General features: G+C 35.9%; 13 protein-coding genes, 1 tRNA gene and 1 other annotated feature. Of the genes, 5 read left to right on the forward strand and 9 right to left on the reverse strand.

What is annotated here, in order from left to right; all coding sequences use genetic code 11:
- Nucleotides 1-4 precede the first annotated feature (4 nt).
- Together FHY60_RS11000 and FHY60_RS11005 are read right to left on the reverse strand one after the other, a co-directional pair.
- Nucleotides 5-1039, reverse strand: a complete 1035-nt coding sequence (locus tag FHY60_RS11000) for a nucleoid-associated protein (protein WP_139905048.1) — start codon at nt 1037-1039, stop codon at nt 5-7.
- A 32-nt stretch (nt 1040-1071) separates the two neighbouring features.
- Nucleotides 1072-1575, reverse strand: coding sequence for a DUF6106 family protein (locus tag FHY60_RS11005; protein WP_139905050.1), 504 nt, complete (start codon nt 1573-1575; stop codon nt 1072-1074).
- 149 nt (nt 1576-1724) lie between these two features.
- Here FHY60_RS11005 and FHY60_RS11010 point away from each other — a divergent pair, with 149 nt between their 5' ends.
- Both FHY60_RS11010 and FHY60_RS11015 read left to right on the forward strand, forming a co-directional pair.
- Nucleotides 1725-2273: a class IV adenylate cyclase gene (locus tag FHY60_RS11010; RefSeq protein WP_139905052.1), complete on the forward strand. Its 549-nt coding sequence runs from the start codon at nt 1725-1727 to the stop codon at nt 2271-2273.
- A gap of 132 nt (nt 2274-2405) precedes the next feature.
- A tRNA-Gln gene (locus FHY60_RS11015) sits at nt 2406-2480 on the forward strand.
- A 58-nt stretch (nt 2481-2538) separates the two neighbouring features.
- Here FHY60_RS11015 and FHY60_RS11020 read toward each other — a convergent pair.
- Nucleotides 2539-3093 (reverse strand): GNAT family N-acetyltransferase, encoded by a 555-nt coding sequence (locus FHY60_RS11020; RefSeq protein ID WP_139905055.1) that lies wholly within the window; start codon nt 3091-3093, stop codon nt 2539-2541.
- 199 nt (nt 3094-3292) lie between these two features.
- Nucleotides 3293-3510 (forward strand) — a binding site (T-box leader).
- A 47-nt stretch (nt 3511-3557) separates the two neighbouring features.
- On the opposite strand from FHY60_RS11020, the gene leuS reads away from it, so the two are divergent.
- Nucleotides 3558-6008, forward strand: a complete 2451-nt coding sequence (gene leuS / locus FHY60_RS11025; RefSeq protein WP_139905057.1) for a leucine--tRNA ligase — start codon at nt 3558-3560, stop codon at nt 6006-6008.
- A 129-nt stretch (nt 6009-6137) separates the two neighbouring features.
- On the forward strand, nt 6138-6467 hold the full coding sequence (locus FHY60_RS11030) for a HesB-like protein (RefSeq protein ID WP_139905059.1): 330 nt from the start codon (nt 6138-6140) through the stop codon (nt 6465-6467).
- Nucleotides 6468-6544: 77 nt separating this feature from the next.
- Here the strand turns inward: FHY60_RS11030 and yjbM are convergent, their stop codons facing one another.
- Nucleotides 6545-7339, reverse strand: a complete 795-nt coding sequence (gene yjbM, locus FHY60_RS11035; protein ID WP_139905061.1) for a GTP diphosphokinase — start codon at nt 7337-7339, stop codon at nt 6545-6547.
- A gap of 195 nt (nt 7340-7534) precedes the next feature.
- Here yjbM and FHY60_RS11040 point away from each other — a divergent pair, with 195 nt between their 5' ends.
- On the forward strand, nt 7535-8428 hold the full coding sequence (locus tag FHY60_RS11040) for a DUF2225 domain-containing protein (protein ID WP_243122135.1): 894 nt from the start codon (nt 7535-7537) through the stop codon (nt 8426-8428).
- A 27-nt stretch (nt 8429-8455) separates the two neighbouring features.
- Here the strand turns inward: FHY60_RS11040 and FHY60_RS11045 are convergent, their stop codons facing one another.
- The 5 genes from FHY60_RS11045 to FHY60_RS11065 all read right to left on the reverse strand — a co-directional run bounded on the left by FHY60_RS11045 (nt 8456) and on the right by FHY60_RS11065 (nt 14875).
- Nucleotides 8456-10927, reverse strand: a complete 2472-nt coding sequence (locus tag FHY60_RS11045; protein WP_139905063.1) for a DsrE/DsrF/DrsH-like family protein — start codon at nt 10925-10927, stop codon at nt 8456-8458.
- Between the two features lie 35 nt (nt 10928-10962).
- A complete protein-coding gene (locus FHY60_RS11050; protein ID WP_139905065.1) occupies nt 10963-11253 on the reverse strand; it encodes an ArsR/SmtB family transcription factor in 291 nt (96 codons plus the stop codon).
- A gap of 250 nt (nt 11254-11503) precedes the next feature.
- Nucleotides 11504-12190 (reverse strand): metallophosphoesterase, encoded by a 687-nt coding sequence (locus FHY60_RS11055; RefSeq protein ID WP_139905067.1) that lies wholly within the window; start codon nt 12188-12190, stop codon nt 11504-11506.
- Nucleotides 12191-12194: 4 nt separating this feature from the next.
- Nucleotides 12195-12461: an EscU/YscU/HrcU family type III secretion system export apparatus switch protein gene (locus tag FHY60_RS11060; RefSeq protein ID WP_180375396.1), complete on the reverse strand. Its 267-nt coding sequence runs from the start codon at nt 12459-12461 to the stop codon at nt 12195-12197.
- 14 nt (nt 12462-12475) lie between these two features.
- Complete coding sequence (locus tag FHY60_RS11065) at nt 12476-14875, reverse strand: hypothetical protein (RefSeq protein WP_139905068.1); 2400 nt, start codon at nt 14873-14875, stop codon at nt 12476-12478.
- Nucleotides 14876-14916 lie beyond the last annotated feature (41 nt).

Below are 14916 nucleotides of genomic sequence, written 5' to 3' on the forward strand. Positions count from 1 at the left end.
ACTATTACTTTTCTATATAATTCATAACATGTTTAATAACCATGTTGATACTGCCATCACCGTTTCTTATAATTTCAAATTTTCTGCTGTCATGATAGGTATCTGCATCTATGTATAAATCTATTTCCTTATCAATTTTCAGCCTGATTCTTTTTAATTTCTTTTCTACCCATTGTTTATCTACAGGTAGTTTTTCTTCTATACCTTGAGATTGAACAAAGGCCACAAAAGCTTGCTTTTCATATTCATCTTCAAAAATGTTACTTGATAGTTCTCTAATATCTATATGGTCTTCTTCCTTTAAGCTTTTCTTAATAGCAGACCTTATATTTTCTGCCTTAACAGCGTCATTAACAGCATTTGCACGGGTCCAGTTTTCTGCAGCATTTAGAAAGCTTTTAGTAAGATCTCTCTTACTGTTTATAAGAGTACATCCTAAAAAGCTGCTCAAGAAATACTTTGCTCCATACTCATCTCCCTCACCCTTTTTGCCTTGTTTATCAATAACCATCAAATGATAGTTTGCTTCCTCTGTCATTGGTATGATAAAAGCACATTTCTGAATCTTTTGTGCACTTACCGGAAGACCAGTGGCTTGTGGTATGATCTTTATACTCATTCTATTATCTACGAAATCTATTTTATGAGTGTAATTCTTCACATAATCCATTTTAAAAAGGCCAAGCATCGGTCCAAATTCAGTAGAAAAAGCTACTGCCATCAAATCACAGGATGGAATACTACTATTTGTTTTCATAATTCCAAAAAGTGTTCTTGCAATTTCCTGTGACGCCTCTATAATTGTACAATGCCCATTAAGGTATTCTTGAGTAACTTCCTTAATAATCCCTCTACCAGAATTAAAAAGAGCATATTTAAGCTCTTCGTCTTTCAATGCTCTTTCCACATGTCTTAAAACAAATTTATGTACTTCTTCATTTAATTCAAGAGGATACTCATTTAAAATGGGTTCGTCGGAATTCACATCAAGTATATGTACAATAGCTTCATTTATGTTCACTTCATTAATGTATTCCAAAGTATGTCACCTCTATAAAAGCCTTGATTAAATTATAGGAATTTCTTTACCGCCTTTGGATTGTACCTATAGCACAAATCTATAAATTTCTCATTAGGCACAAAGTGTATCTGCATCCTATTGGTTCCCCCTGTTACCATGGCAGCATATACTCTTTCCTTAGAGGTTGAAGGATAAAGCTTTAAAACTTTTTCAGGCTTATTTGAGAAATCTTTTACCGGGTCGCTATCCAGCGGAGCCAATAACTCAATTTCTTTGGCACTGAAACTGACTAGTCTCTTTCTGGATTTCATTTCATATATTACATCTATATCTATATCCCCATTAGTAAAATCATATTCATATTCTCTATATAACTTTTTCTTCAGAAAGAATAAGCCTACTGCGGTTCCGATAGCTATAACAGCCAAGGGAAGATTCATTCCACCGCCTACGAATAAGAAACCCAATACTCCAAATACATAAGTTGCCCCGTTAGCAAAGGAATAAGCCGCTGTTTTTTGCGTAGTTACTAATTGTTCATAAAAACTGTCCATAATCACACCAAACCTTCCAATTTCATAAATATTAACTATTGCTATTGAACTTTTTATTATTTATTATTATAACAGAGATTATATTTCATAGTCAAAGGATATATGCTCAAAGAAAATTATTTGTATACTTTTACAATTGAGGTGTTAAGATGCATGAACTAGAAACAAGAATATTAGATATAGACGTAGAAATAATCAGAAAAAAAATGCTAGAACTTGGAGCAGTAAAAGTAAAGGCAGAAAATCAAACAAACAATATTTTTGATTTTCCCAATCGTCAGCTTCTTAATAATAAGGGGTATGCCCGAATAAGAATAGCAGAAGATTTGTTAAACAACAAAAATGTATACTATATGACTACCAAAAAAATGATCAGTCAAGATAAGTTCAAGGTTATGGAAGAAAATGAAGTGATAGTTGATTGCCCTGATACGGCTGAAAATATATTTAAAACCTTAGGCTTAGAACTTGTTCAATCTATAAAAAAGTATAGGGAAAGTTATAAATATAAGAATTCACTCATAGAAATAGATATCAATGATAGAAATTTTTGTCCCTTCCCATACCTTGAGATTGAAACATATAGTGAGGATGAATTGCAAGAGATTGTGAACCTTCTTGGATATACCATGGATGATACCACATCAAAAACCATATATGAAATATTGGGCGATAGAGGTTTAACTCCAGGACTATAGCCTATTATCGAAAGTTAACTTGATCTTGCGACAATTTCCCCTATTTTTCGCCATAATGCTGATTAATAAAAAAAGTTTTTAAAAAGTTATTGACTCTTTTTATAGACGTGATATAATACATATTGTCGGTGATGCCCAGTCGCCAAACGGCAAGGCACCTGCCTCTGGAGCAGGCATCTGTTGGTTCGAATCCAGCCTGGGCAGCCATAAAAGGACTTGAGTAATCAAGTCCTTTTGTTTTGCTAAAAAAGTTCTTAAACCCGGATTAAGCGTAGGGCACTGAGGACAGGGAATAAAAATAGTCTTCCTTTGTGATAGAGTAGCATACATCATCCTGTATGCTTCCGTCATATATTTGACTAGCTTTTCTTAATATACCCTCATATTTAAAATTACACTTTTCAATTACTTTTTTTGATCTAAAATTAAAAGGAAAATGATAGCAGGATATAAGCTCAAGGTTTTCTTCTTCAAATAAATATTTAATTACCCTATTAACTGCTTCAGGCATTAAGCCTCTGCCCCAATAGTGCTCAGACAGTACATAGCCAATCATTTTTGCCTTTACTTCTCCCCTCTTTCTATCAACATGGGTACCGATTGACCCAATAACCTTTCCATTTTCTCTATACACTATAGCCCTAACCTCATCCTTTTCTATAAAGGATTGTAATATTCTTAAAGTTACCTCCTTATTCCCATGGGGTTCCCAGCCTGCGTAAGGACCTACATTTGGATTCTTAGCGTATTCATAAAAATCCTCTAAATCTTCAATTTTCCATGGTCTTAATATCATTCTCTCTGTTTCTAATATTTTCATGAGCCTCTCCCCCAAATCCAATTAAATATCTAAATTATAACACTTATTCAATATAATGTACAGAATCATAGATATTATTCCATTTCCTTACTTTCCTCTAATTACCTCCTATAATTTAGTTCCTCAATTATTTTCTGCAATTAATTACCCCTTGACGGTTTTTCTGCTTTAACATATAATATAAACAAAATTATACATATTAATTGCCATGATAAGGAGTAGTAGTGTATAGTCTACTTTAGAGAGCTGCTGGCTGGTGTAAAGCAGTGTAGTATATATATGAACTCGCCTTTGAGCATGATTGGTGATACAGTCTTGTAGACAAAATAGCCAGTCACGGGTTTGTCCGATATCGTAATAAAGTGAGGCTTACAGCCTAATTAGAGTGGTACCGCGGAAGTGTCTTTCGTCTCTTTGGAGATAAAGGGCGCTTTTTTTAATTGAAATTTTAAGGAGGATAAAAAATGGCTCGATACAGTACAGATGTAGACAAGAAGTGGCAGAGCAGATGGGAAAATACTGCCATATATAAGTTTAATCCCAACAACCCAGGTAAGAAACTATATGTTTTAGAAATGTTCTCTTACCCATCCGGTAGCAATCTTCACGCAGGGCATTGGTTCAATTACGGACCGGTTGACTCCTGGGCAAGAATGAAGAGAATGCAAGGTTATAATGTGTTTCAGCCAATGGGCTTTGATGCTTTTGGACTTCCGGCAGAAAACTATGCCATAAAGACAGGAATCCATCCAAAGGACTCAACCCTCAAAAATATTGAAACAATGGAAAAGCAGCTTAGGGCTATGGGGGCCATGTTCAACTGGGAGAATGAAGTGGTTACCTGTCTTCCGGAATATTATAAATGGACTCAGTGGGTTTTCTTAAAGCTCTATGAAAAAGGATTAGCTTACAGAAAGAAGGCTCCTGTAAATTGGTGTCCTAGCTGTAATACAGTACTTGCCAATGAACAAGTGGTAGAGGGTTCCTGTGAAAGATGCGGCACTGAGGTTACAAAGAAGGACCTTACACAGTGGTTCTTAAAGATTACAGACTACGCAGACGAATTGCTTGAAAAGCTTGATGATCTTGACTGGCCGGAAAAAACTAAAGCAATGCAAAAGCACTGGATAGGTAAATCCATAGGTTCCGAAGTAACCTTTAAGGTTGCTGACAGCGATCTTTCCTTCAATGTATTTACAACTAGGGTGGATACCTTATTCGGTGTCAGCTATGTGGTTTTAGCTCCTGAAAATCCATTAGTAGATCAAGTGACCACAGAAGAATATAGGGCAGAAGTCGAAGCCTATAAGGATGCTGCAAAGAAGCAGTCAGATATCGAAAGACAGTCTATTACAAGAGAAAAGACTGGCGTATTTACAGGTTCCTATGCCATTAACCCTATAAATGGCAAAAAAGTTCCAATATGGACAGCTGATTACGTATTGGCTACCTATGGAACCGGAGCAGTTATGGCTGTACCTGCCCATGACGAAAGAGACTACGCCTTTGCTCAAAAGTACAGCCTGCCTATAGAAAAAGTTATTGACGGTGGTACCGATGAACTCTTTACTGAAGACGGAGTACTGGTTAACAGCGGAGAATTCAGTGGTCTTTCTTCTGAAGAAGCAAGGGAAGCAATTATCACCAAGCTTCAAAGTTCAGGCCTAGGCAGCAAAAAAGTTAATTATAGGTTAAGAGATTGGCTGGTATCAAGACAGAGATACTGGGGCGCACCTATTCCTATAGTACATTGTGAAAAATGTGGAGAAGTGGCTGTTCCGGAAGAAAATCTACCTGTAGAATTGCCCTACAATGTAGAATTTGCCCCAGATGGAAAGTCACCGCTGGCTAAGAGTCATGAATTTATGCATACTACTTGTCCAAAATGCGGCTGTGAAGCCTTGAGAGATCCTGATACCCTTGATACCTTCGTTTGTTCTTCCTGGTACTATCTGAGATATCCAGACAACAAGAACAGTGAAAAAGCTTTTGATACTGATATTATCAATAAAATGCTTCCGGTAGATAAATATGTAGGCGGTCCGGAGCATGCTTGTATGCATTTGCTTTATGCAAGATTTATTACAAAAGCTCTCAGGGATATGGGATATCTCAATTTTGATGAGCCCTTCCTATCCTTGACTCATCAAGGCTTAATCTTAGGTCCTGATGGACAAAAGATGAGTAAATCAAAGGGCAATACCATATCTCCGGATGATTATATCAGTCAATACGGCTCTGATGTATTCAGACTATATCTAATGTTTGGTTTTGCTTATGATGAAGGCGGTGCCTGGAGCGATGATGGAATTAAATCCATAGCCAGATTTATAGACAGGGCTGAAAGATTACTTGACTCTGCTATAGAAGCCATTATAACCGGCAGTGGTAAATCCACTATAGATAAAGCAGAGAAGGAATTAAACTTCTGGAGACATACTGCTATAAAGGGAGTTAGTGAAGACTCCGAGAAGCTTCAGTTTAATACGGCTATAGCAAGAATTATGGAATTTACTAATGCACTTTCCAAATATATGGCTGAAACTGATAAGAATACTGCCTTCTTGAAGGAAACCGTAGAAGATTACATTAAACTTTTGGCACCTTTCGCTCCTCACTTTTCTGAAGAGATGTGGAATTCTTTAAATCCAGGCAATGATGAAAAAACATACTCCATATTCAATCAAAGCTGGCCAGTACTGGATCCTTCTGCCTTAATTAAGGATGAGGTTGAAATAGCTGTACAGATAAACGGAAAAATTAAAGCTAAGTTAATGATTCCAACTGATCTTACAGATGATCAGATAAAGGAAGCTGCACTGACAGAAGAGAGTATAAAAGCTGCTCTTGAAGGTAAAACTATTGCTAAGGTTATCGTTATAAAGGGGCGCCTTGTAAATATTGTTGCAAAGTAAAATAAAAGCACCTAAAAGGTGCTTTTATTTTTAAATGTTTTTATAAACCTATTGCATAATACCTCAAAGAGGTATATAACTATATTATAGTACTTTTTAAGTAATAATTATTTTCAATGAGGTGATTTTATGAAACTTATAGATATTACAGAAGAAGCTTACAAAGAATTTAAAAACTTCTTAGATGAAAACGAAATAAAGGAATACAATATCAGAATTAATTTTGCTGGCAATAGCTGCAGTGGACCAGCTTTTAATATCTCTGTTGATACTCCAAAAGAAGGAGATGTTGTGGAAAAGGTAAAGGACATTACTTTTATGACTGAAAAAGACATCACTGATGAATTTGGCGGTTTTGTGTTATTATCTACAGAAGAGAATAATGGAAGAGGTATGTCCCTAAGACCATTAATAGAACCAGAAGGCGGCGGATGCAGCTCTTGTCCTGGTTGCCATTAATATAGGATGTCTGAGCTTGAATGGATATTTTTCAAAAATAGAGCTGCCGCACATATAACATTGTGCGGCAGCTTTTTTTAATTGTCTTTATATTTTTCAATAGTCTTCTGCGTTGCCTGCAGGAGATTATTTAACTCTGATACTTCCCCTTCTTCTATAAGCTTGTTTAGGGTATTTTGATACCTCGATGATTCTGCAAACTTTCCCATTGAAGAAAGTGTAAGTACATTATTCATTATGTCAGAGATTAAGTCGGATTTTACTTCAAAAAGCTTTTGAGCATCTTTAATTTCGTCCTTAATCTCCAGCATCTGCTCATCCAATAAGAAGGCAGAATCTGCTGCTATTTTTAGTTTTAATCTTATCTCCTCAGGAATATTATGCTTATATTTATAGTTCAAGGAATGTTCTATGGTTGCCCAAAAATTCATTGCCAAAGTTCTTATTTGAAATTCAGCCAATATATCCTGAGGCCCGTCGGCCATATTTACCTGATATTTTATAACCATATGATAGCTTCTGTAACCGCTGGCTTTAACGTTAGTCACATAATCCTTCTCATAAAGTACCTGCATGTCTTTTCTCTTTCTTATCAACTCAACCATCTTCCGAATATCATCGGTGAACTGGCACATTATCCTTATACCGGCAATATCCTCTATTTCATACTGAATTCTATCTAACGGAATATTAAACTTATTTGCCTTTTCCAGAATAGATGCTATCTCTTTAACCCTTCCTGTTACAAACTCTATTGGTGAGTATTCATTTCTTCTTCTATATTCTTTTCTTATACTCCTGAACTTAACCTTTAATTCTTCCACGGCCTGCTCGTAGGGAGTTAAAAATGTTTTCCATTCTTTTATTGCCATATAAACCACCCTTTGAAATTTACTGCCACAATATATTATATCAGAAAATAAAATAAATGGTATGAGAATATTTTAATTTGATTTTAAGCCCTACTGCAATTATAATAAATATATCTACGAAGAATATATTATTTTTAAGGGTGTTCCAGATAATTTATTTTATAGTAAATTGACATAAACTAAGGGGTGAAAAAAGTGGGTAAAGAAGATAATAATAAGCTTTTTTCAGGAATGGAGCACTTAGGCTTTCATGATGTAGCTAATATCCAACTCTATTCCAAGGAAGTTAAAAATAATAAGGAAACTGATGGCAAGGATGCAAAAGAAAAAACAGAGAAGAGCTTATTATATGATAAGGAAGTTACCTGTCCGGTATGCAATACAAAATTTAAAGCCAGAGCGGTTAAGGTTTCTGCTCCTAGAATGGTGACAAAAGACTCTGACTTTTTTATAAGATATGCAAATATAAATCCTTATTATTATGATGTTTGGCTGTGTAACAGTTGTGGTTACGCTGCCATGAAAAGAGATTTTGAACACATTAAAGAATATAACTTCCAACGCATAAGAGAAAACATAACAAGCCGGTGGAGAGGAAAGAACTATCCTGAGTTCTATGATGTGGATATTTCCATAGAAAGATACAAGCTTTCATTACTAAACTACATTGCAATCAATGCTAAGGATAGCAGTAAAGCTATGAACTGCCTTAAGATAGCTTGGATGTATAGATTGAAGGAAGATTCTGAGAATGAAAAAGCCTTCCTCACCCAGGCTCTTGAGGGATTAGAAAGCGCATATTTCGGAGAGGACTTCCCAATATACGGTATGGATAAGTTCTCAACTATGTACTTGATTGGCGAACTTAGCAGAAGAATTGGTAACTACGATAAGGCCATGCTTTGGTTTAGTAAAGTTATAACTACACCGGCGGTGAATCAAAAACTCAAGGAATTAGCTAGAGATCAGAAGGATTTAATCAAAGAAGCCAAGGTAGTTTCAGAACAACATGTACATGATGTAAATAATATTAACAGCACTGTAGAAAATAAAAAAGGCTTTTTCAAATACTTATTTAAACTAAAATAAAAAGACCGGATCAGTCCGGTCTTTTTATTATATAAATAAGTTTACATTAGAGTCCTCAGCTTCCCCAAGATAGTAACCTACTCCCCCAATCTTAACTCCATCGATGAGTTCCTCCACTTTAAATCCAAGTAAATCCATAGACATCTGACAAGCTACCAATTCTATACCATTGTCAATAGCCGCTTGTATAAGCTCCTCAAGAGAATTCACATTTTTTCTCTTCATTATTCCTCTTATCATCTTAGGTCCAATGCCAGCCATATTCATCTGGGATAACTTCAATTTCCTGCTTCCCCTAGGCATCATCTTACCAAACATTTTTTCCATAAAACCTTTATCTGCTTTTATAGGATTATGCTTTCTGAGAATGTTTATCCCCCAGAAGGTAAAGAACATGGTCACCTTTTTCCCCATAGAAGCTGCTCCGTTTGCAATGATAAAGGAAGCAATTGCCTTGTCTAAATCACCGCTGAAAACCACTATGGTCTTGTTATCTTTTGCCACAGTATCTGTACTGCCCATAGGCGCTTTTGCATTCTGCTTTCCCATACCTTTTCTAATGATGGCCCTAATGTTTCCCCCTTCTCTATGCAGGTCTAACAGATCATTGTGAGTATTTCTGCACCATGATTTAATGTCTTCATAAAATCCCGGGTCTGAAGCTGTAATACTAATAACTTCTCCCTCCGCAAGTGCATCGATATTGGTCTTAACTGACATAAGCGGTCCAGGACAACATAAGCCTGTAGCGTCAACTTCTTTTTTTATTTCAATATCTTTGCCATTTATCGCAGCTTCCTGCATTTTCATATCCTCAACTTCTTCTTTTCCATTACTTGCTTTGTAATCTTCCGTCCTGAATTTAGCCGCTGAAGATGACCTATAACCTCCGGTCATATTTTTAACTCTAAAACCCTTTTGTTCAAGTATTCTGGAGGCTATATAACCTCTAAGTCCTACTTGACAGTAAACCATGGCTTCCTTGTCACTTGGAATCTCCTGCAGCCGGTCTCTTATCTCATCAACAGGAATATTCAAGGCTCCTTCAATATGACCGTTATCATATTCTAACTTTGTTCGAACATCTATTAACACAGTATCTTGGGTGTCAAAATTCTCTGCCTCTTCTGGTACGAAAACCTCCATCCTTCCTTTTAGCAGGTTCTCAGCTACAAAGCCAGCCATATTAACAGGTGATTTTGCTGAAGAATATGGAGGAGCATAAGCCAGTTCCAGTTCTGTTAAGTCGTGTATAGTCCCCTTTAGTCTCATTACAGTTGCAAACACATCAATTGTCTTATCTACAGCATCGTAGCCTAAAACCTGTGCCCCCAGAATTTTTCCTCCATCATTAAACAGCAATTTAATTGAAAGCTGACTTGCCCCTGGATAATAGGTGGCATGGGACATAGGGTGAAGGTATATTACCCTATAAGGAATATTGTACCTCTTTAAAGTTCTCTCATTGGCTCCAGTGCAGGCCGCTGTTAATTTAAACACCTTAATAATTGATGTTCCCTGAGTCCCATTATAGGTTGAAGGTATGCCGCATATATTATCCGCTGCAATTCTTCCCTGCCTATTTGCAGGTCCTGCAAGTGGAATAGCTGTCTTTTCACCTGTTACAAAGTCAGTTACTTCCACCGCATCACCTACAGCATAGACCCCTTCTAAGTTTGTTCTCATATGCTCATCAACCAGTATATGACCTCGGGATCCAAGCTTAATACCACTAGTTTTCAGAAAAGCCGTATCAGGTGCTACACCTATTGCCAGTATTACCATATCCCCTTCAATTCTTGTACCACTTGCCAGTGTAACGGTTATTTTATCATCTTTCTGGCTAAAGGCTTTAACCCCATTATTTAAGTATAGTCTAACTCCATTTTCCGCCAACTCCTTCTCAGCCATAGCTACCATATCACTGTCAAAGGGAGCCAATATGTGTGGTGCAGCTTCCACCAGGGTTACAGATACATTTCTCTCAATCAGGTTCTCAGCCATTTCAACTCCAATATAACCTCCGCCGATAACAATGGCTTTTTTAACCCCCATATTGTCCACATAATCCTTTATTTTATCCGTATCAGGTATGTTTCTGAGAGTAAATATTCTATCACTTTCTATTCCATCAATAGGTGGTGTCAGCGGCTTTGCACCTGGTGATAAAACCAGGTAATCATAATTTTCTTCATATTCTTGTCCGTCATTCTTTTTAACCTTTACCGACTTTTTTTCTGCATTGACGGAAATAACTTCGCTGTTTGTCCGCACATCTATTCTAAATCTCTTATTCATAGCCTCTGGCGTTTGAACTAAAAGTTTATCTCTCTCCTTAATTGTTTCACCAATATAATAAGGCAGACCACAGTTAGCAAAAGAGATAAACTCTCCTCTTTCAAACATAATGATTTCTGCTTCTTCATCAAGTCTTCTTATCCTGGCTGCCGTGGAAGCACCACCGGCAACTCCACCTGCAATTAAAATCTTTTTACTCACTTTTTATTCCTCCCTCTATAATATTTAGATTACTGCTATTGTCCTTCTTTATTTATAAGTACATCAATAAGCTTTGCTGTTCTTTGGTCAACTACCTTATATATAATTTCAAATCCTCTTCTTTCACCTTCAATTATTCCTGCCGTCCGCAGCTTTTGTAAATGCTGTGATACTGTGGACTGAGGCACACCTAAGCAATTTTGCATATGGCTTACATTGCAGCCTCCATTGCTCAACAGGCCCCTCACAATACAAAGCCTCACTGGATGAGCAAGTACTTTTAAAAATTCGCTGATATCCTCTAACTCCTTATAGTTGTATTCCATATACACTTCCTCCAAATTTATTGCATTATCAATATATTCAAATATTACGATATAGTTTAATTTTTGTCAATGTTTTTTATTCTTTTCATAGAACCTATATATGCTTATTTTATCTATATTTATAAAAAATATAATTTCCTCCATGCAAATACTTCTAAATAGTCATTGAATTTCTTAAGATTCCCAAAAATAAAACACAGAATGCCCAATTAATAAGCATCTGTGTTTGTGTATGGGTTTTAAGTTTTAACTATAACAGTTTAACGGGTTTAAAGTCTATGTAGTCACAGGAGGTTAGAATATACTCAATTCCATCCCTAACACCATTTAAGGTTTTATAGTAAAAGGGGCCGTGAAGATGCCCATAGATGACTTTTTCAACCTCATATTTCTTAAAAAGATCTGTGAAGCCAGAATCTTCAAACTTTTCATTGGTTGGCGGATAGTGTATCATGGCAATGATCTTCTTACAACCTGCTTTTTTTGCGCTATCCAGAGATAGCTTTAATCTATTTAACTCACGGTTATATATCTTCTGGTCCCCTTCTTCAAATCTATCAGTACCCGGACATATCCAGCCTCTTGTACCACAGATTCCATAATCCTCATAATTAAAATGATTGTTTTGGATAAACTTCATGTTTTCGAACATACTATTCAATTTTGAAATGCTGGACCACCAATAATCATGGTTGCCTTTGATAATTATCTTGTTACCCGGCAGCTGATGGATCCATTGAAGTTCCTTCTTTCCATCCTCCATCTTCATGGACCAGGAAATATCCCCTCCAATTAGCACAGTATCTTCTTCTTGGATACATTCTATCCAGTTATCCTTTATCTTCTCATGATGCATGTACCAATTATCTCCAAATATATCCATGGGTTTATCCATACTTAAGGACAGATGAAGGTCTGATATTGCGTATAAAGCCATATAATCACCTACTGTCAAATACTTTGTCTAAATCTATTACATATGCTATGATATGGGCCACCACTTCATATAAATCCACCGGTATGGAGCTGCCCACATCAACATTTGTAAGAAGGTCTGCCAATTCTTCGTTTTCTACTATAGGCACCTTATTTTCCTTAGCAATTTCAATTATATTATCTGCAATAAAGCCAAGCCCTACTGCCGTTACTATAGGTGCCTCGTAGCTCTTTTCATATTGAAGTGCTGCAGCTTTCTTTCGTTTTGTCATAATAATCACCTTTATTAAACTATCACATTTATGTTTGAGATACCAGCTTCTTCAAAAAAGTCTCTGCAATTTACAATATCCATAGTCTTTTCTCTTTTAGAAACATTTATAACAATATTATATACCGAATTATCTAATAGCTTCCACAACTTTTCTTTTGCCATATCCAGTGCACGAGTCCATTTTTCATCACACTTAAAGTCCACCTTCATATTTTTATCCTTTACGGTTATATAGGCATCAATAATTCCCATATTAACTGTTGTAATACTCACTGCCATTTTTACATTATTAGAATCAATCTTCTTGCCACTTTTTCTATCATCTTTTATAATAAGCTTACATGGATACTCTTCCTTATTCAATTCAATTGGCAAATCCAAGTAATAGTATTGACCTGAAATTGAATTAAATGTTTTTATGTCATTAAAGCTTGACTTCAAGTTGTTTAAAATACCATTCCAAGACTCTTGTCCCAATTCAGATTTCGTGGTCACTATTGATTCTATCATAGACTTAATCTTCTCCAATTTACTTTCTATTCCTTCAATAATGGCTGCTGGAGAATCGCCAGCTTCCCTCATATTTATAGATTTCTGTTTATCCTGAATCTTAATGTGGTTTAACAGCGTTTTTTCAAGCTTCTCCGGCTCAAGCTGCATAGCTGCAGCCAAGTTTTCCTTCAAGACAGTCTTAACTATTCCTTCAATTGAACTATTGTCTCCGGATCTGACTAAGGTTTGTACTTGCTCCACCATGTGCTCTACAGTCTTACTTATAAAATCCTTATTTATGGTAACATCCTCACCGCTAACTTGTATTTGCAGTAGATTAAAAAGCTTTTCTTTAATATGGTACTTTACAGTACTTTTAAAGTCATTTACTGAATTTCTTATTTCTTCATTAAAATCTATATCCGTTTTGAGCTTATGATTTATAGATGCTAGCTTCTCAACTATCGTATCCGGATTTATTAATGCTTTTAGCTCTTGATTCCCATCCAAAAGCTTATTGACTATTTCCCTTATCTGTTTATTCTCACCTGCTGGTGCAAAGGGTCGTATTGCCTGGAGGCCTTCCTCAATGATATCATCAATATCCTCTATATTAAGCTTTAGATCTTTTAGGAGGCTTTCCTTCTCCAAGAACTCATTTTCCTTTAAAAGCAAGTCTAACTTTTCCTTAATATCGTATTTTATAGAATCTTTATATTCAGCTATTTCTATTTTTAGATATTCATTAGAACGGATTTCTGCTTTAATCATTGAATCAATATCATTTAGCTTATTTACTATTTCTTCTCTTTCAATGAGCATTGCTGAACTTGGATCTTCATTAATAATCTTATTAACTATATCACCGGCCATCTTGCTTTCTGAACCTTTAGCAAAAGGTCTTAAGTCTTGCAGCATATTGTCTGCAGTCCTATCCAAAACTTCATTATTAAATAAATTTCCTCGGTCATAAGCTAAACTCTGGCCTTTTGCAGAGGCTTTCTTTGTAACTTCATTTATTAACTCACTTTCAAGTTCTGCTTTAATTGCTTCAATGTCTATATCATCTATATTGGTCACTATTATATTTTTACTTTCACCCGACTTTGACCGCTCTAACTTTCCCGTTTCTACTTCTTTTGGCTGTATGGTGTCTAAAGCCTTGTCACTCTCTATAGGTGTATTTTTCACGGAATATTGTCCCTCTTTGTGCTTATCAATTTCCTTCAGGATTGTATCCAAAGATTTCATCAAGCCTTCCGGTTCTTTTAATACTTTTTTGAAGCTTTTAATATTCTCCTCAGTAAGATCAATACCAACTTCCTCCATGAGCAGTAATTCCTCTAAGGAGAGATTTTTTAACTCCTGAAAAAAATTTTTTAAGGTTTCTGCAATGGCCTTTCCTCTTTCACTTTGAGGATCAATATTTCTGCTTTTGAGATATTTTGAAATAAATTGTGGAATTTCTTTCTCATCAACCTGTAGTCTTTCAAGAAAGTTGCTAAGAGATTTAAACTTTGAAATATTAGAACGGCTTAGTGGTATTGAAAAAGCTGCCAGTGCTTTCAACAATTCTTTATCTTCAGCACTCAAGTTGTTACTTTCTATTACCTTTGCCAGAGACTCCTGTTCAGTAGTAACCTCCTGTTGATCCTGAGTTATTATTTTTAGCTTTATCTTTCCATTTTCATAACCATCTACCTGAAGCTTCAAAAGGTTTTCCGGCATATGCTTCAAAGGTTCTTCCAGCACAGCTGGAAATTGCCATCCTTCTAGATTTCTTATAACAATGTTTTTACCATCCTCACTAAGGGAGACAACTTTGGCAGCCAAAGTCTCGCCGGTTTGAAAAGTAAGCTTACCTGAAAACTTCTTCTGAGTGGAATTATATATGCTATTAACATTCCAAACTCCTGCCATGCTACACCCCCAATTCACAAAATATATTACTTTATATATCG

The organism is Clostridium thermarum, from assembly GCF_006351925.1.
Classification (GTDB): domain Bacteria; phylum Bacillota; class Clostridia; order Clostridiales; family Clostridiaceae; genus Clostridium_AU; species Clostridium_AU thermarum.

Bases quoted from the DNA above. Each gene is read 5' to 3' on its own strand.
- yjbM (WP_139905061.1), bottom strand. From the start codon at position 7,339: ATGGCAATAAAAGAATGGAAAACATTTTTAACTCCCTACGAGCAGGCC.
- FHY60_RS11030 (WP_139905059.1), top strand. From the start codon at position 6,138: ATGAAACTTATAGATATTACAGAAGAAGCTTACAAAGAATTTAAAAAC.
- FHY60_RS11060 (WP_180375396.1), bottom strand. From the start codon at position 12,461: ATGACAAAACGAAAGAAAGCTGCAGCACTTCAATATGAAAAGAGCTAC.
- FHY60_RS11050 (WP_139905065.1), bottom strand. From the start codon at position 11,253: ATGGAATACAACTATAAGGAGTTAGAGGATATCAGCGAATTTTTAAAA.
- FHY60_RS11010 (WP_139905052.1), top strand. From the start codon at position 1,725: ATGCATGAACTAGAAACAAGAATATTAGATATAGACGTAGAAATAATC.
- FHY60_RS11005 (WP_139905050.1), bottom strand. From the start codon at position 1,575: ATGGACAGTTTTTATGAACAATTAGTAACTACGCAAAAAACAGCGGCT.
- leuS (WP_139905057.1), top strand. From the start codon at position 3,558: ATGGCTCGATACAGTACAGATGTAGACAAGAAGTGGCAGAGCAGATGG.
- FHY60_RS11055 (WP_139905067.1), bottom strand. From the start codon at position 12,190: ATGGCTTTATACGCAATATCAGACCTTCATCTGTCCTTAAGTATGGAT.
- FHY60_RS11020 (WP_139905055.1), bottom strand. From the start codon at position 3,093: ATGAAAATATTAGAAACAGAGAGAATGATATTAAGACCATGGAAAATT.
- FHY60_RS11065 (WP_139905068.1), bottom strand. From the start codon at position 14,875: ATGGCAGGAGTTTGGAATGTTAATAGCATATATAATTCCACTCAGAAG.